This window comes from Bradyrhizobium sp. BR 10261, assembly GCF_019455395.1.
In the GTDB taxonomy this organism is placed as follows: Bacteria; Pseudomonadota; Alphaproteobacteria; order Rhizobiales; family Xanthobacteraceae; genus Bradyrhizobium; species Bradyrhizobium manausense.
Genome location: NZ_JACOFQ010000051.1, coordinates 14,758 through 31,233, shown reverse-complemented (window position 1 = coordinate 31,233; position 16,476 = coordinate 14,758). Strand labels below are relative to the sequence as shown.

The window sequence follows — 16,476 nt, the reverse complement described above, 5'->3', positions numbered from 1 at the left end:
GAGCAGGACCGGCGCCTGCAGGACTACAAGGGCTTTGCCGCGATCGCCTTCGCACGCGCCAACAAGGTCAACCGCGTCACCATGGATTCGCCGAACGCCCGTTTCGGCATCATGGCCTCGGGCAAGAGCTATGAGGACGTGCGGCAGGCGCTGCGCGAGCTCGGCATCACCGAAGAGATCGCCGCTAGAATCGGTCTTCGTCTTTACAAGATTGGCATGCCCTGGCCGCTGGAGCCGGAGGGCGTGCGCCAGTTCGCCGTCGGCTTGGAGGAGATCTTCATCGTCGAGGAACGCCGCGAGATCGTCGAGAACCAGGTCAAGCAGGAGCTGTTCAACTGGCGCGACGACGTCCGCCCGCGCATCGTCGGCAAGATGGATGAGCACGACAAGCGCTTCCTGACCTTCGCCGCCGAGCTCAGCGTCGCCTCGCTTGCGACCTCGCTGACCGAACGGCTGCTTCGACTTAATCTCAACCCCGAGATTGCCGAGATGCTTCGCGCCAAGGCCGACTGGTTCAACGGCCGGCAGGCGTCCCAGATGATCCCCACGGCGCCGGTTTCTCGCACCCCTTACTTCTGCTCCGGCTGCCCCCACAACACCTCCACGAAAGTCCCTGAGGGCAGCCGTGCGCTCGCCGGCATCGGCTGCCATTTCATGGCGCTGTGGATGGACCGCTCGACCGAGACCTTCACCCATATGGGCGGTGAGGGCGTGCCGTGGGTCGGTATCGCGCCCTTCACCAACGAGAACCACATATTCGCCAACCTCGGCGACGGCACCTATTTCCACTCGGGCATTCTCGCCATTCGCCAGGCGATCGCCTCCAAGGCCAACATCACCTACAAGATCCTCTACAACGACGCCGTCGCCATGACCGGCGGCCAGCGCCATGACGGCGATCTCTCGCCGGAGAAGATCATGGCCCAGCTTCACGCCGAAGGCATCCGCGAGATCTATCTGGTCTCGGAAAACCCGGACGCCTATCCCGCCGACAGCATTGCGCCCGGCGTCAAGAAATATCACCGCGACGACTTGCAGAACGTCATGAAGATGTGCCGCGAGTACAAGGGCACCTCTGCGATCGTGTTCGTGCAAACCTGCGCCGCCGAAAAGCGCCGCCGCCGCAAGCGCGGCCTGATGGAGGATCCGGCGCGCCGCGTCATGATCAACCCGGCCGTCTGCGAAGGCTGCGGCGACTGCTCGGTGCAGTCGAACTGCATCTCGGTCGAGCCGCTGGAGACCGAGTTCGGCCGCAAGCGCGCCATCAACCAGTCCGCCTGCAACAAGGACTATTCCTGCCTCAAGGGATTCTGCCCGTCATTCGTCACCGTGGACGGCGGCAAGCCGCGCCACCGCGCGCCGGCCGAGCTCGCCGATATTGGTGAGCTGCCCGAACCGGCCTCGAAGCCGACACTGGACAAGCCCTACAACATCGCCGTCGGCGGTGTCGGCGGCACCGGCGTGCTCACCATCGGGGCGCTGCTCGGCATGGCCGCCCATATCGAGGGCAAGGCCTCGATGATCCTCGACATGTCCGGCCTTGCGCAGAAGGGCGGCGCGGTGCTCAGCCACGTCCGCCTCTCCGATCATCCGGCCGAAGTGACGTGCTCGCGCATCGTCACCGGCACGGCCGATGTCGTGCTCGCCGCCGACGAGGTGGTCGCGGTCGCCAAGGACACCATCTCGCTGTGCGACACCAGCCGCACCCGCGGCATCATCAACAGCCACGTCATCCCCACCGCCGATTTCGTGCTCAACCGCGACTTCAACTTCCAGACCCGCAAGCTGACCGGCCTGTTGGAGACGGCGCTGCACAAGGACTCCGTGTTCTTCGATTTCACCAGGCCGGCCGAGCAGCTGCTCGGCGATGCCATCGCCACCAACATGATGATGATGGGCTATGCCTATCAGAAGGGGCTGTTTCCGCTGTCGGCGGAAGCGATCGAGCAGGCCATCGAGGTCAACGGCGTTTCGATCAAGATGAACAAGGAAGCCTTCCGCCTCGGCCGCCTTGCCGTCGCGGACCCTGCGCGCCTCGCCGAGATGCTGAAGGGCACGGACGAGGTTGCCGCGCCCAAGACGCTGGACGCCATGATGCTTGACGAGATCATCGAGCACCGCGCCAAGCATCTCACCGCCTATCAGAACGGCCGCCTGGCCAAGCGCTATCGCAAGCTGGTCGATGAGGTTCGCGATGCCGCGATCAAGGGGGGCCATGGCGAAGCGCTGCCGCGCGCGGTCGCGATCTTTTACGCAAAACTGCTCGCCTACAAGGACGAGTACGAGGTCGCGCGCCTGTTCTCTGACGGCGCTTTCGAGCAGCAGCTCCGCGACCAGTTCGAAGGCGACTACGTCTTCAGCTTCAACCTCGCCCCGCCGATTTTGGCGTCCGGCGTCGATGCGCTGGGCCGCCCGAAGAAGCGCGCCTTCGGCCCGTGGATGCTGAAGGTCTTCCGCGTGCTCGCCAAGTTCAAATTCCTGCGCGGCACCCCCTTCGACATCTTCGGCCGCAGCGCCGACCGCAAGCTCGAGCGCGACCTGATCGCAGGCTACGAGAAGGACGTCGCCACCGTGCTCGGCCTGTTGTCGCCGCTCACGCACGACACAGCCGTCGAACTCCTCTCGCTGCCCGACCGCATCCGCGGCTACGGCCCGGTGAAGGAGAAGGCCGTGGCGGACGCCAAGGCCCGCTACGCCCAGCTCGCCGCCGATCTGGCGAGCCCGCCGCCAGCGCCGCGGCAGATCGCGGCGGAGTAGGAAAGTCATGTAGGGTGGGCAAAGGCGCGCTTGCGCCGTGCCCACCATCTCTCTCGATCACGGAAAATGCGTGGGCACGCTGTCGCTTTGCCCACCCTACAATTTCCTCTTTGAAATCAACCCTCGTTCTACTGTGCATGGGGTTGTTTTCGAGAGTCCGGCTCCATTTCGTGTAAAACGAAAAGCGGCTTGTGCCGTCGGGCACACACGCCGCCCTCTCGCGAGGCGGAATATTTCCGCGCTTGCCAATCCGCGCGGTGCGGTTCAGAAAAAAGCGCGAAGAAAAAACGCGAGCGGAGACCTCTGTTTTGACCATCAAGGGCAAGGCCTACATTGCCGGGATCTACGAACACCCGACCCGGCATGCGCCGGACAAATCCACCGCCCAGCTTCATGCCGAGGTCGCCAAGGGCGCGATCGAGGATGCCGGGATCAGCAAGGACGATGTCGACGGCTATTTCTGCGCGGGCGATGCGCCCGGCGGCGCCTGGCCGATGGTCGATTATCTCGGGCTGAACACCAAAAAGCTCCGTCATGTCGATTCCACCGAGACCGGCGGCTGCTCCTACATCATCCATCTCGGCCATGCCGCTGAAGCCATCGCGGCAGGCAAGTGCTCGATCGCGCTCATCACGCTCGCGGGCAAGCCGCGCACCGGCGCGATGCCGCCGCGCGCGGCCGGCGCGGAAGCCGATTTCGAGTCTGCTTACGGTGCGACCACACACAATGCCTATGGCATGTGTGCCATGCGCCATATGCACGACTATGGCACCACGAGCGAACAGCTCGCCTGGATCAAGGTCGCGGCCTCCCATCATGCGCAATACAATCCGCATGCGATGCTCAAGGACGTCGTCACCGTCGAGGACGTGCTGAATTCGCCGATGATCTCCGATCCGCTGCATCGCATGGATTGCTGTGTCGTCTCCGACGGCGGCGGCGCGTTGATCGTGACCACGCCTGAAATCGCCAGGAGCCTGAAGAAGCCGCTGGTGCGCCTGATCGGGCATGGCGAGGCGATGAAGGGTCCGCGGGGCGGCAAGGATCTCGATCTCACTTACTCCGCCGGTGTCTGGTCCGGCCCGCGCGCGTTCGAGGAGGCCGGCATCACGCCGAAGGACATCAAATACGCCTCGATCTATGACAGCTTCACCATCACGGTGTTGATGCAGCTCGAGGACCTCGGCTTCTGCAGGAAGGGCGAGGGCGGCAAGTTCGTTGCCGACGGCAATCTGATCTCGGGCGTCGGCAAGCTGCCGTTCAACACCGATGGCGGCGGCCTGTGCAGCAACCACCCGGTCAATCGCGGCGGCATGACCAAGATCATTGAGGCCGTCAGGCAGCTGCGCGGCGAGGCGCATCCGAAGGTGCAGGTTTCGAATTGCGATCTCGCCATCGCCCACGGCACCGGCGGCCTTTTGGGCGTTCGCCACGCCGCCTCGACGGCCATTCTGGAGCGCGTGTGATGAGCGAAGCGAAAAAATATCCAGCGCCGGTCACGAACCCCGAGACCGCTGCGTTCTGGGACGCCGCGAAAGCGGGCAGGTTTATGATCAAGCGCTGCACGGCGTGCGGCGAGGCGCATTACTTCCCGCGCTCGATCTGCCCGTTCTGCTACTCCGACAAGACGGTGTGGGAGGAAGCCTCGGGCGAGGGCACGATCTACACCTATAGCCTGATGCGGAAATCTCCGACCGGTCCTTACGCCATCGGCTACGTCACGCTGAAGGAGGGACCGTCGGTGCAGACCAATTTCGTCGACTGCGATCTCGAGAAGCTCAAGATCGGCCAGAAGGTGAAGGTGGTGTTCAAGCCGACGGACGGGGCGCCACTGCCGTTTTTTACGCCGGTGTAGGTCCTCATCCCTGAGGAGCTTGCGAAGCAAGCGCCTCGAAGGATGGCCACGACAAGAAGCGTTTCGGACATCCTCATGGTTCGAGACGGCGCAACAGCGCCTCCTCACCATGAGGATGAGAACCACCGGGAGGAAACAAACAAAATGTCCGCCAGATACGAAGAACTCAAAGGCCTGAAAAACCTCGGCCAGAAATATGCCTACACCGACCGCGAGGTGATGCTCTACGCCTACGGCATCGGTCTCGGCGCCGACCCGATGGACGAGAACGAACTCGCCTTCGTCAACGAGGGCACGCTCACGCCGCGGCCGCTGAAGGTCGTGCCGACCTTTGCCTCCGTCGCGGCCTGGGGCTCGGGCCCGGGCGAGATGAATCTCAACCGCGTCATGGTGGTTGACGGCGAGCGCGACATCACCTTCCACCAGCCGCTGCCGGTCGCCGCCAATATCACCGCCGATTCCTCCGTGCTCGAGGTCTACGACAAGGGCAAGGACAAGGGCGTCGTCATCAGCCACCAGACCGTGCTGAAGAACGAGAAGGGCGAGAAGCTCGCGACACTTGTCGCCTCGCGCTTCGCTCGCGGCGACGGCGGCTTCGGCGGGCCGAATCTCACCCAGCCCGATCCGCACAAGATCCCCTCGCGCGCGCCCGACAAGACCATCGACATCACGACGCGCCCGGACCAGGCGCTGGTCTATCGTCTCTGCGGCGACCGCAATCCGCTGCACTCCGATCCCGAGTTCGCCAGGAAGGCCGGCTTCCCGCGCCCGATCCTGCACGGCATGTGCACCTACGGCATCACCTGCCGCGGCGTGCTGCAGACCTATGCCGACTACGATGCGTCAGCGTTCCGCCAGCACGTCGCGCGGTTCTCCTCGCCCGTCTATCCAGGCGAGACTGTCACCATGGACCTCTGGAAGGACGGCAACACGATCTCCTTCGAAGCCAAGGTGAAGTCGCGCGGAGTTACGGTGATCAAGAACGGCAAGACGGTGTTGGGTTAAGTCGATCTCGTGCCCCGGACGCAGCGCAGCGCTCCTTAGCGGTGCGCTGCAGAGCCGGGACACGAAAGAGCAAGAACAGGGAGAAGCCATCATGGGACTACTCGACGGCAAGGTTGCGCTGATCACCGGCGCGGGCGGGGGGCTCGGTGAGGCCTACGCAAAGCTGTTCGCGCGGGAAGGGGCCTCGGTCGTGGTCAACGATCTCGGCGGGCCCCGCGACGGCTCCGGTGCCGACAAGTCCATGGCGCAGCAGGTGGTGGACGCGATCAAGGCCGAGGGCGGCAAGGCGGTCGCCAACGGCGCCGACATCTCCACCATGGAGGGCGGCCAGTCGGTGTTCGACGACGCCATCAGGCATTTCGGCCGCGCCGATATCCTGGTGAACAACGCGGGTATCCTTCGCGACCAGACCTTTCACAAGGCCTCTGAGGCCGACTGGGACAAGGTCATCAAGGTGCATTTGAAAGGCACCTTCTGTTGCACCATGCCGGTGTTTCGCTGGATGCGGGAACATGGCGGCGGCGTCATCGTCAACACCTCCTCGACCTCAGGCCTGATCGGCAATTTCGGTCAGACCAATTACGGCGCCGCCAAGGGCGGCATCTGGGGCCTGTCCAACGTGCTGGCGATCGAGGGTCGCAAGTACAACATCCGGATCTGGACGCTCGCGCCGGGCGCCCTGACCCGCATGACCGCAGACCTGCCCCGCTATAAGGAGAACCCAGGTGCAGCGCTGGGGCCGGACGGGATCGCCCCGGCCGTGCTATACATGGTCAGCGATTTGTCGGGCGACCAGACCGGCAAGGTGCTGGGCGTGTCCGGGCCCCGCGGCGTGCGCGAAATGCGGATGATGGAAATGGAAGGCTGGAAGCCGCCGCACTCGGGCTGGAAGGCCCAGGACATCGTCGATCACGCCAACGAGATCTTCTTCTCGGAGGAGCAGATCAAGATGGGGGCGCGGCGGTTTTAGCCACGGAAGAGACAAGGACGACGATGAAGCTCACCGCCGACGCCAAGGGCACCTTCGCAATCGCGCCGACGCCGTTCCACGATGACGGCCGCATCGACGAGCGCTCGATCGACCGCCTGACCGATTTCTACGAGGAGGTCGGCTGCGACGGCGTCACGGTGCTTGGCATTCTCGGCGAGGCCCCGAAGCTCGATGCCGTCGAGGCCGAGCAGGTCGCGGTTCGCTACGTCAAGCGCGCCAGGAAGATGCAGGTGATCGTCGGCGTCTCCGCGCCGGGCTTTGCCACCATGCGCTCGCTGGCCAGGGCCTCGATGGATGCAGGCGCGGCCGGCGTCATGATCGCGCCGCCGCCCAGCTTGCGCACCGACGATCAGATCGTTGGCTATTTCAAGCAGGCGGCCGAGGCGATCGGCCCCGATGTGCCCTGGGTGCTCCAGGACTATCCGTTGACGCTCACGGTGGTGTTTACGCCCGCCGTGATCCGCAAGATCGTCATGGACAATCCGAACTGCGTGATGCTCAAGCACGAGGACTGGCCGGGCCTGGAAAAGATCACGGCCCTGCGCGGCTTCCAGAAGGACGGCTCGCTCCGTCCGCTCTCAATCCTCTGCGGCAATGGCGGCACGTTCCTGGACTTTGAAATGGAGCGCGGCGCTGACGGCGCCATGACCGGCTATGCATTCCCCGAGCTTCTGATCGACGTCGTCAACCTCTCCAAGGCCGGCAAGCGCGATGCCGCGCATGACATCTTCGACGCGCATTTGCCGCTGATCCGCTACGAGCAGCAGCCCGGCGTCGGCCTGACCGTGCGCAAATACGTGCTGCAGAAGCGCGGCATCATCGCCTCCAGCGCACAGCGCAAGCCGGGCGCGACGATGACGGCGACCGCGAAAGCGGAAGTCGACTATCTCTTGTCGCGCGTAGCCCGTTTCGACAAGCGCGCCAATCTCGGCCCGCAATCCAGCGCGGCAGGTTAGTTGCATGCCCGAGACATCAGCACCGCGGTCCGCTTCGACCATCCTCTTGCTCCGCGACGGGCCGAAGGCCGACGGCAAGGGCCGCGGCGAAGTTGAGGTCTTCATGATGGTTCGCCATCACCAGATCGAGTTCAACTCGGGCGCCCTGGTGTTTCCCGGCGGCAGCGTCGATGCCGGCGATCAGGAGATCGTCAAACGGTTCGATCTCTATTCGGGCGGCGAGGCCTTAAGCGAAGCGGACCGTGGTTTTCGTATCGCCGCGATCCGCGAGACGTTTGAGGAGAGCGGCATTTTATTGGCGCGTTCGGCGGAGTCGGGTATGCCGATCGATGCCAAACGCGCCGGCGAGATCGCCGACGCGCATCGCGTCGCGCTGAACGAGCACAAGATCAGCTTCCTGAAAATTCTCGACGATAACGGCCTTCAGCTCGCGCTCGACACGCTCGTGCCTTACGCGCACTGGATCACGCCGGAGGGCATGCCCAAGCGGTTCGACACCTGGTTTTTTCTCGCGGCTGCACCGCCCGACCAGCTCGGCGCGCATGACGGGCGGGAGTCGACCGACTCGATCTGGCTGTCAGCACGCGAGGCGGTGGAGGGCGGTGAGAGCGGCCGCTTCAAGCTGCCGTTCCCGACCACGCGAAATCTGATCCGGCTCGCGAAGCAGCCAAGCGTGAGTGCTGCGCTCGATCATGCCAAGGGGATGTCGATCGTCACGGTGATGCCGGTGATGACGAAAACCGAAAGCGGGCGGCAGCTCCGCATCCCCCGCGAGGCTGGCTATGACGGCGAGGTGTTCGAGGTCGGCGCGGTCGGCTAGGACACTTCGTTACCGAACGAAGTATTGGCGACCACTGATGCGCTAGGTTCCGTCCATCGCGAATGGATGGGACGGATCAGATGGACGCCAGGCAGGACACCAATATCGCCGTCGAGCTGGCGCTGCTGGTCGCGCTCGCAACCCTCTGGGGAGGCTCCTACACCTTCATCAAGCTCGGCGTCGCCACCATCCCCCCGGTTACGCTGATCGCCGCGCGCACGACGGTTGCGGGCCTGTTGCTGCTCGTGGTCATGTGGGCGAGGGGCATCAGCATGCCGACGGATGCCGCGACCTGGCAGCGCTTCGCGTTCCAGGCCGTGCTCAACAGCGTCATTCCATGGACCCTGATCGCCTGGGGCGAACGCCACGTCGATGCCGCGCTCGCCACCATCCTCAATTCGGCCGGGCCCATCTTCACCTTCCTGCTCACCGCGATCATCACCCGCCATGAGGCAACGACGCCGCGAAAGCTGTTCGGCGTGGTCGCGGGCATGGCCGGCATCCTGCTGATCGTGGGCGTCGATGCGTTCCGCGAGATCGGCCGCGGCCTCGTTGCGGAGGCGGCAATCGTCGCCGCCACCATCTGCTACGCCTGCGCCGCGATCTTCGGCCGCAGCTTCAAGGGCCTCGATCCCATGGCGCCCGCCGCCGGCTCGCTGCTGGCGGGCGCGGCCGTGCTGATCCCGGCTTCGCTCGTGCTCGAGCAGCCCTGGACGCTGTCGCCGTCGCTAAGCTCCGTCCTCGCGCTGCTCGCGCTCGCGGTATTCTCGACCGCAGCCGCCTTCGCGATCTATTTCCGCCTGATCCAGACCCTCGGCTCGGTCGGCACCACCGCTCAGGCTTACTTGCGCGTCCCCATCGGGGTTGCCATCAGCGTCGCCTTCCTCGGCGAGACCCTGCGCCGGACCGCATGGATTGGCCTCGCCTGCGTCGTCCTCGGTGTCGCCGCCATGACGATCCCGGCGCGGCGGGCGGCCGTCGTTAAACCATCATGAAGAACAGCCCCTTCCGGCCCGTGGAGGCATGTTCCCCCGGAGGGGCGATACAGCGTATATTAGGGGCGTATGGAGTCCGGTTCCGCCCCAATGTCCGCCGAAACGCCACCGAATCCGCCGCCGAAGCGATCATTTTCGCTATCGATCGGCCAGATGACGTATGGCAGCTTCATCCTGGTGCTGGCGGTGATCATCGTCACCTCGACTGCGAGCGTGATCGCGATCCGGCACATCGATGCCACCTTCGCCGAGCTCCAGCGGCTGCAAAGCGTCGGCGATCTCGCCGAAGACATCGACCGCCGCATGAATGATTTGCGCCTCGCCGCGCGTGACTTCGTCACCGACCCCGGCGCCGGCATCCAGTTCAAGCAGGTCGGCGAGGCCGCCTCGACGCTGAGCGACATCCTCAAGAAGACCCGGATCGAGCTCGCGCCCGAGCAGCAGGACATGATCGACGGCGTCTCCGAGCGGCTCGCGACCTATCGCAGCGGGCTGGATCGGATATCGACCCTGATCGATCGCCGCGCGCAACTGCTCGCCGGGCTGCCCCCGCTGCGCGACCAGTTCGACGCGGCGGTCTCCGAAAGCGGGGACCGTGATCTCGCCGCGCGCCTGTCGGAAGCCCAGAGCCGGATCGCGCTTGGGCTGCTCGCGCGCAATCCCTCGGCGGCCGAACAGGCAGCCCAGGGCATGCGGACGATGAACATTGCCGATGGCAAATTGAAAACGGCGGTGAACAATTACGCCGATGCCATCATCGCTGTCGCCGTGCGCGAACGGCAGATCGCCGATATCGACCGCGAGGTGCTGGGCACCGAGGGCCGGCTGATCGGCCGGGTCACCGAATTGCTGCGCGACGTCAGCGACCGCCGTGGCCATGTGCTGTCGCGCGACTTTGCCCGGACGCTGGCGGAGGCCCGCTGGCAGAGCATCGTCCTAGGCAGTATGGGCGTGTTGATCGGCATCCTCGCCGCCGTCCTCGTGGTGGGGCGCACGGTACGGCCGCTGGCGCAGATCGCGCGCTCGATCCGCGCGCTTGCGGCTGGCGTGAAGGATACGTCGATCCCGTCGGCCGATCTCAACAACGAGATTGGCGATATCGCACGCGCGGCCGAAGTGTTCCGCCGTGCGCTGGAGGAGGCCGATACGGCCCGCGAAGCGGCGGTGCGCGCGCTCACCGAGCAGCGGCTGGCCGAAGAAAGCTACCGAAAACTGTTCGAGGGCTCGGTCGACGGCATCTACGTGACGACGCCGGCAGGCGATCTTCTCAACGCCAATCCGGCGCTGGCGCGGATGATGGGCTATGACAGTCCGCAGCACCTGATCGACAGCATCAACGACATCGCCCACACCATCTATGTCCATTCCGAGGCGCGCGCGGAATATCAACGGTTGATGCATCGCGACGGCATGGTGCGCGAGTTCGAGTATCAAGTGCGCCAACGCAGCGGCGACATCCTCTGGCTTTCCGACAGCGCAACCGGCGTGCGGGACGAGCAGGGCACGATCGTCCGCTACGAGGGCACGCTGCGCGACATCACCGACCAGAAACGGGCGGAAGATGCCATCGCCGAAGGCCGGCGCCTGTTGCAGCAGGTCATCGACACCGTGCCCGCGGTCATCAACGTCAAGGACCGCAATCTCCGCTACGTGCTGATGAACCGCTACATGGCCGGCATCTTTGGCATCGAGCCCGGTGATGCGCTCGGCCGCACCACCGCGGACCTGATGTCGCGCTATGGCGCTGCCAAGACCGACGAGAACGACAAGCGAGTGCTGAGCCAGCGCAAGGGGCTCGGATTCTACGAGGAGGAATACAAGGACGCCTCCGGCAACATGCGGCAATGGCTGGTCAACAAGCTGCCGCTGCTCGATGCCGAGGGCGAGATCGAGCGGATCGTCACCGTGGCGCTCGACATCGGCGAACGCAAGCGCGGCGAGCAGGAGATGCGCAAGGCCAAGGACGCCGCCGAAACCGCCTTGCGCAATCTGCGCGAGACCCAGGCCTCGCTGATCGAGGCGGAGAAGCTCGCCGCCCTCGGACGCCTGGTCGCCGGCGTCGCGCACGAGGTCAACAATCCCGTCGGCATCAGCCTGACGGTCGCCTCTGCGCTCGAGCGCAAGACCGCCATGTTCAGCGCCGAGGTCGAGCGCGGCGAGCTTCGCCGCTCGACGCTTAACGACTATCTCAACACCAGTCGCGATGCGTCCTCGCAGCTCGTCTCCAATCTGAATCGTGCGGCCGAGCTGATCCAGTCATTCAAGCAGGTCGCGGCCGATCGCAATTATTCAGACCAGCGCACCTTCGACCTCGCCGACCTCACCGAGCAGGTGGTGATGAGCCTGCGCCCGGGCCTGCGCAAGCAGAACCTGACGCTCAACGTTGAGTGCCAGCCCAATCTGACCATGAACAGCTATCCCGGCCCGTACGGCCAAGTGCTGACCAATCTGTTCCTGAATTCGGTGGCGCACGCTTTCCCCGACGGACGTCCCGGGATCATCGACATCCAGGTGCGCGAGTCCGGCAAGGACAATGTGGAGGTCATCGTCTCCGACAATGGCTGTGGCATGAGCCTCGACGTGCGGCGCCGCGCCTTCGATCCGTTTTTCACCACGCGGCGCGACCAGGGCGGTACCGGTCTCGGATTGCACATCGTCTACAGCATCGTTACCAACCGGCTCGGCGGCCGGCTCGATCTCGATTCCGAGCCTGGCGGCGGCACGCGCATCCAGATGATCTTGCCGCGAGTCGCACCGCTGGAGCAGGCCGCAGAATAGTTCGCGTTAGGGCCTTTCCCGTTCCGATGGAATCGGAACGGGGGCTCTAGATTCTTGTTTTGACGCGCTAATCGACGTCGACGAGCTTGTGCAGGGTCGCGCCGAAAATCAGGCTGGCCTTGCCGACCAGCGCCGTTCCCGTCATCTCCGCACGAGTATCGGTGTAGGTCCCGCTGACGCCGATGCCAACAGGGGCAGGGCCACCGAACAGCGGATTGTCATCGCCGCGCGGCGTGGTGTGTCGTTGCACCAGCACCTCGCCCTTGAAGGTGTGGTCGTCCTTCACCACGTAGCGGCCGGTGTAATAGAGGTAGGCATCGCCGCCCAGGATCTTGCCGTCGCGAAAAAGAATCACGCCGCTGCCTTTGCCGACTCGACCATCGAGCAGGCTCACGTGAATCGAATAGAGGCCGTTCTTCATAACGTCCCATCGGCCGGCCACCATCGCCCAATGGCGTCACCGGTGAAGCTTTTATGCCAAAGCGCAACCCCTCGCGCAACGCGGCAATTTTGCCGGCGGTGTCCCGTGCCGGCATGCGACCCGTAGTCGTCCCGGCTTGTCTGTAATGCAGATATGACGGTCTGATCATGCAGCGAGGCCAGTCGTTGCGAATCAGAGTTGGCCCGCGAAATGCATAACCATTGTTGCACTGGCCGCGGGGTGCTGGAGCAAGACGAACGTGAGCAACTGGATCAATTCCGGCGGCGATGAGCCGCGTCTGTACGATGCGCGTCCCACGATTTTTGAAATGCAACGACGGCGGATCGGCCGTTCTACACGATGGCGAAGCGCGGCAAGTTTAGCATGCGCGCTGGCGCTGATCGCGCTGGTTGCCCCGCTCGGGCACGCGCGCGACCGCGGCCAGTTCGTCAACACCAGTACCGAGCTGAAGGCCTGGTTCGACAGCTTACGCAGCGGCAAGGGACCATGCTGCTCCGATGCCGACGGTTCGGCGATATCGGATTCCGATTGGGAGAGCAAGGACGGGCACTATCGTGTCCGCATCCCGCGCCTCGGCTACGTCATCGAAGGCAAGCAGCAAGAGCTGGTCTGGGTTGACGTGCCTGAGGAGGCCGTGATCTCGGAGCCCAATCGGGTTGGACGAACCATGGTGTGGCCGATCTATGGCTATATGGGCGTCACCATTCGCTGCTTTATGCCCGGTAGCATGACCTAGCTGGCCGGGCGGCGCCTCGCCCGCCGCGTCACGTATATTTCTTGTCGCGCTCGAGCAGCTCGACGGAGATCCCTTCGGGACCACGGATGAAGCAGATGCGTACGCCGGGCCGAATCGTGGTCGGCTCGCGCGTGAACGTCACGCCCTTGGCCTTGATTTCGGCAGCGACAGCGTCGATGTCCTTCACGGTGAGACCGAAATGGTCGAGGCCCTGATGCGGATGTGGAGGCGGCGGGTTGACGGCGCTGTCACCTTCCAGCGACGCGATGAAGATCCTTGCGCCGCCGAGATTTACGTCGATTCGCCCCGGGGCGCGCACGATCTCGCCGCCAAGGATATCGCGCAGCCAGGCCGCGGTCGCTTCCGGATCGGGACTGCGCAGATGGACGTGATCCCAGGTGACGGCGACAGGCATTTCAATTCCTCCCGATAAGGCCTTCGATGTTGCAGCGCATGTTAGCGATCCCCATCGATGATCGCCACTATGGCTCCGCCCTGAGATTTGCCAGCGGCGGGAACCTCAATTCGTCTCGCGGATTAAACGAGGAGCGAGCAACGCATCCATGCATCCATGAAATCAGGGCTTGGCCAGACCGGACTGGGACCTTTCGTCGGGAACGGCGAGGAGCGGCAACGGGTCCAGGCGGCCACCAGCATTTGGCTGAAACGAGGCCTATTGTGGCTGCTGGCCGTGAGCGTGGTCGGCGCTTCCGTCTGGCTGTTGATGCCTCCCTCCGAAGGCAATGTCGTCCAAACCGAACCCCTGAAATTGGCACTGGCAAGTGACGATTCTGCTTCGCCAATTTCAGCCTCAGATACCTCGGCACTGGAAGCCGCCGGGCTCGACCGGATGAAGATCTCGTCGCAGACCTGGCGTCGCGGCGGACTCGGCTCGAAGGCGCTGGTGACGTTCACCGTGCGAAATGGCAACGACTATGCCGTAAAGGATCTCGAGATCGTCTGTGCGTTCACGCGGCGCGACGGCAGCCACCTGACCGACCGCAGCCGCGTTCTGGCGGATACGGTCAGCATGAAGAGCCGCAAGACTTTTGCGCGCGTTCCCGTTGGATTCGTCAACGTGAACGCCGATCAAGCGAAGTGTTCGCTGGTGACGGCGCGGCGGGCCTGAGGGGCCCACATTCCGCTAGCGGAAAAGTTACCGTCCTTGCCCCTTGGCCAAAAATCTTCGCGTTGCCAATTGAACCTAAGGCTGGGCGCAGGAACCAATTAGAGGATCGCCGGTTGAGGCGATGGGCCCACGCGGGGATGCGGGGGGCGGAGCGCGGTCAATGCCCATCTTTCGGTATTTCATGTTCGTCGGCGGAGCGCTGCTCGCATTGCTGTTTGCGGCAGATTTCGTTTGGACGATAGCGCCGATTGCCCAACCCGTGGGCGTTGCGAGCTACGACCAGCCGCTGATCCGGATCAGGTCCGATCGCCATTTGCCTGACCGGGTCGTGCTTGACACCAACCAACCTAGCATTGCCGCGCCGGTGGTGAAGACGGCTTCCGCCGCGGCGCCGCAGCCGACCGCGCAGGCAGACGTGTTGGCTGACATGTCGGCCAAGGCACAGGTGCGCGAGACATTCGCTCAGCTCACGCCAGCCGATGCGGCTGCGGCCAAGAAGGCTGGCGCCGGTCCGCAAGCTCAGCTTGCCCAGGCCCAGACGCCCCAGGCGCCGGCGCACCCGAGGCGCAAGGTCGTCCGGGCGCGTCCGATGCCGCAGCGTGGCCAGCCGATGATGCTGGTGGCGCAGCAGCCACATTTCGGTCTGTTCAACACCACTTGGTGAGAGCGCTTTTGACCCGTCTCGAAACGAGACGGGAGGGCTTTTTATTGTCCGGCCTCTCTGCTAATTCGAACCGAACCGAACGTCGTCGGTGTGCTGGCCTGCCAGCATACGACCGCGGCGCTTCGGCTGGTGGCCCAATACCCCAATACCCGGGGCAGGCGCTCGTAGCTCAGCTGGATAGAGCATCGGATTTCGATTCCGAGGGTCGGGAGTTCGAATCTCTCCGAGCGCGCCAAGCCATGACGGGCCGTCAGCTGCGGATAGATTCCGGAACAGGGAACGCGTCATCCACAGGGAAGCCGCCCGCGGTCATGGGCAGGGGGTGCGCCTGAAGGCCGCGAACAGGGCCTGTTATCCGGCAGCGCGCTTGATGACTGCGCGTTAACTGGCCCGGAGCCGGGTTTGCCGGGCCCGCGCCAGTGTGTCCGAGGGCGCTTCGTGGAAGGTCGCGCGATAGGCCGCGGCAAACTCGCCGAGGTGATGGAAGCCCTGGGCGCGCGCGCACGAGGCGATTGAGGTGCCCCCGCTTCTGAGGAGCTGCGTGCGCGTGGCCCAAAGCCGCTTCAGGCGGATGTATTGATGCAGGCTCATGCCGCGCACCTTGGCTACGGCGCCCCCGAGCGTCCGGACCGAGACGCCGAATTCATCGGCGAGATCGGCCGTATAGATCGGAGCGGTCGGATAGGCACTGACGTAGTCGTCGATCTGCTGCACGAGCCTGGCCGACCGTACGCCCGCTCTTGGGGCGCAGCGATCCGACAGCGGGTTCATTCGAAACAGGTCGTCGAAGGCGAGCAGGAGGCCCTCCTGAAGATGGGCGGCGGCCTCCGTGGTCTCGAACATCTGGGGCTGGACCGACGCGGTCCGCAGGATGTCCTGCACAAGCTGCCGCGCGTAGGTTTGTGCGGAGGGGTCGGCAATGCGGACCCACAAGGCATCGGCATGATCGAACCAGCCGCGGTCCCGAAGCGTGGGCGAGAACATGATCAACGCGTGATGATTGATCTGGGGCTCGACGAAATGGCAATGGTGGTTGCCGCGCAGGGCGATGAAGAAGCGCGAATCGATTTCCATTCCGCTCGAACTGGCGCGCAGATCATCGCTCATGGGCAGGATCACCATGCCGCCCGGCGCGCGGTAGGTGGTCTCGAGGATGCGCGCAAACGACCTTGCGACGATGATCCGGCATGCCGGCAGGTTCACGATTGCTCGCGCTGCCGCGAAATTGGCGACGTCGAGGGGAATGCTCCGGGAATCTTCCAAGGCTTCGGCCGGTCGAAACGAGTCCACATCGGTAAACCGGGTTACCTGGAGCGCGGAGGAGGGGGCGAGAGCGTCGAAGAACATG

General features: G+C 64.4%; 15 protein-coding genes and 1 tRNA gene. 13 read left to right on the top strand and 3 right to left on the bottom strand.

Going from position 1 to position 16,476, the window contains the following annotated elements; all coding sequences use genetic code 11:
* From HYH07_RS34990 to HYH07_RS34950, 9 genes are all read left to right on the top strand, one after another.
* The coding region (locus HYH07_RS34990) for an indolepyruvate ferredoxin oxidoreductase family protein (RefSeq protein WP_220006723.1) at positions 1-2,757 on the top strand (2,757 nt) is incomplete at its 5' end.
* Positions 2,758-3,065: 308 nt separating this feature from the next.
* Positions 3,066-4,223: a thiolase domain-containing protein gene (locus HYH07_RS34985; protein WP_220006722.1), complete on the top strand. Its 1,158-nt coding sequence runs from the start codon at positions 3,066-3,068 to the stop codon at positions 4,221-4,223.
* Positions 4,223-4,612, top strand: coding sequence for a Zn-ribbon domain-containing OB-fold protein (locus HYH07_RS34980; protein WP_220006721.1), 390 nt, complete (start codon positions 4,223-4,225; stop codon positions 4,610-4,612). Before HYH07_RS34985 ends, HYH07_RS34980 begins: the two co-directional genes overlap by 1 nt.
* A 144-nt stretch (positions 4,613-4,756) precedes the next feature.
* On the top strand, positions 4,757-5,617 hold the full coding sequence (locus tag HYH07_RS34975; protein WP_220006720.1) for a MaoC family dehydratase: 861 nt from the start codon (positions 4,757-4,759) through the stop codon (positions 5,615-5,617).
* A 91-nt stretch (positions 5,618-5,708) separates the two neighbouring features.
* A complete protein-coding gene (locus tag HYH07_RS34970) occupies positions 5,709-6,587 on the top strand; it encodes an SDR family oxidoreductase (protein WP_220006719.1) in 879 nt (292 codons plus the stop codon).
* A gap of 23 nt (positions 6,588-6,610) precedes the next feature.
* Positions 6,611-7,564 (top strand): dihydrodipicolinate synthase family protein, encoded by a 954-nt coding sequence (locus HYH07_RS34965; RefSeq protein WP_220006718.1) that lies wholly within the window; start codon positions 6,611-6,613, stop codon positions 7,562-7,564.
* Between the two features lie 4 nt (positions 7,565-7,568).
* Positions 7,569-8,384 (top strand): NUDIX hydrolase, encoded by an 816-nt coding sequence (locus HYH07_RS34960; RefSeq protein WP_220006717.1) that lies wholly within the window; start codon positions 7,569-7,571, stop codon positions 8,382-8,384.
* Positions 8,385-8,464: 80 nt separating this feature from the next.
* Positions 8,465-9,379 (top strand): DMT family transporter, encoded by a 915-nt coding sequence (locus tag HYH07_RS34955; RefSeq protein WP_220006716.1) that lies wholly within the window; start codon positions 8,465-8,467, stop codon positions 9,377-9,379.
* A 90-nt stretch (positions 9,380-9,469) separates the two neighbouring features.
* Entirely contained in the window at positions 9,470-12,157 is a 2,688-nt protein-coding gene (locus HYH07_RS34950) for a PAS domain S-box protein (protein WP_220006715.1), read from the top strand.
* 67 nt (positions 12,158-12,224) lie between these two features.
* On the opposite strand, the gene HYH07_RS34945 is transcribed toward HYH07_RS34950, so the two are convergent.
* On the bottom strand, positions 12,225-12,578 hold the full coding sequence (locus tag HYH07_RS34945; protein ID WP_057751670.1) for a GrlR family regulatory protein: 354 nt from the start codon (positions 12,576-12,578) through the stop codon (positions 12,225-12,227).
* Positions 12,579-12,837: 259 nt separating this feature from the next.
* Here HYH07_RS34945 and HYH07_RS34940 point away from each other — a divergent pair, with 259 nt between their 5' ends.
* Complete coding sequence (locus tag HYH07_RS34940) at positions 12,838-13,335, top strand: hypothetical protein (RefSeq protein ID WP_220006714.1); 498 nt, start codon at positions 12,838-12,840, stop codon at positions 13,333-13,335.
* A 28-nt stretch (positions 13,336-13,363) separates the two neighbouring features.
* Here the strand turns inward: HYH07_RS34940 and HYH07_RS34935 are convergent, their stop codons facing one another.
* Entirely contained in the window at positions 13,364-13,750 is a 387-nt protein-coding gene (locus tag HYH07_RS34935; protein ID WP_220006713.1) for a VOC family protein, read from the bottom strand.
* Between the two features lie 156 nt (positions 13,751-13,906).
* Between HYH07_RS34935 and HYH07_RS34930 the strand changes: the two genes are divergently transcribed.
* The 3 genes from HYH07_RS34930 to HYH07_RS34920 all read left to right on the top strand — a co-directional run bounded on the left by HYH07_RS34930 (position 13,907) and on the right by HYH07_RS34920 (position 15,363).
* A complete protein-coding gene (locus HYH07_RS34930; RefSeq protein ID WP_220006712.1) occupies positions 13,907-14,464 on the top strand; it encodes a hypothetical protein in 558 nt (185 codons plus the stop codon).
* A gap of 160 nt (positions 14,465-14,624) precedes the next feature.
* A complete protein-coding gene (locus HYH07_RS34925) occupies positions 14,625-15,128 on the top strand; it encodes a hypothetical protein (protein ID WP_220006711.1) in 504 nt (167 codons plus the stop codon).
* Between the two features lie 158 nt (positions 15,129-15,286).
* Positions 15,287-15,363: transfer RNA gene (locus HYH07_RS34920), tRNA-Arg, on the top strand.
* Positions 15,364-15,509: 146 nt separating this feature from the next.
* On the opposite strand, the gene HYH07_RS34915 is transcribed toward HYH07_RS34920, so the two are convergent.
* Positions 15,510-16,475 carry a helix-turn-helix domain-containing protein gene (locus HYH07_RS34915; protein ID WP_220006710.1) on the bottom strand — a complete coding sequence of 322 codons (966 nt, stop codon included), beginning with the start codon at positions 16,473-16,475 and terminating at the stop codon, positions 15,510-15,512.
* Position 16,476: the final 1 nt, after the last annotated feature.

Coding starts and splice junctions, on each gene's coding strand:
- HYH07_RS34980 (WP_220006721.1), top strand. CDS start 4,223: ATGAGCGAAGCGAAAAAATATCCAGCGCCGGTCACGAACCCCGAGACC.
- HYH07_RS34975 (WP_220006720.1), top strand. CDS start 4,757: ATGTCCGCCAGATACGAAGAACTCAAAGGCCTGAAAAACCTCGGCCAG.
- HYH07_RS34970 (WP_220006719.1), top strand. CDS start 5,709: ATGGGACTACTCGACGGCAAGGTTGCGCTGATCACCGGCGCGGGCGGG.
- HYH07_RS34965 (WP_220006718.1), top strand. CDS start 6,611: ATGAAGCTCACCGCCGACGCCAAGGGCACCTTCGCAATCGCGCCGACG.
- HYH07_RS34960 (WP_220006717.1), top strand. CDS start 7,569: ATGCCCGAGACATCAGCACCGCGGTCCGCTTCGACCATCCTCTTGCTC.
- HYH07_RS34955 (WP_220006716.1), top strand. CDS start 8,465: ATGGACGCCAGGCAGGACACCAATATCGCCGTCGAGCTGGCGCTGCTG.
- HYH07_RS34950 (WP_220006715.1), top strand. CDS start 9,470: ATGTCCGCCGAAACGCCACCGAATCCGCCGCCGAAGCGATCATTTTCG.
- HYH07_RS34945 (WP_057751670.1), bottom strand. CDS start 12,578: ATGAAGAACGGCCTCTATTCGATTCACGTGAGCCTGCTCGATGGTCGA.
- HYH07_RS34935 (WP_220006713.1), bottom strand. CDS start 13,750: ATGCCTGTCGCCGTCACCTGGGATCACGTCCATCTGCGCAGTCCCGAT.
- HYH07_RS34930 (WP_220006712.1), top strand. CDS start 13,907: ATGAAATCAGGGCTTGGCCAGACCGGACTGGGACCTTTCGTCGGGAAC.
- HYH07_RS34925 (WP_220006711.1), top strand. CDS start 14,625: ATGCCCATCTTTCGGTATTTCATGTTCGTCGGCGGAGCGCTGCTCGCA.
- HYH07_RS34915 (WP_220006710.1), bottom strand. CDS start 16,475: ATGTTCTTCGACGCTCTCGCCCCCTCCTCCGCGCTCCAGGTAACCCGG.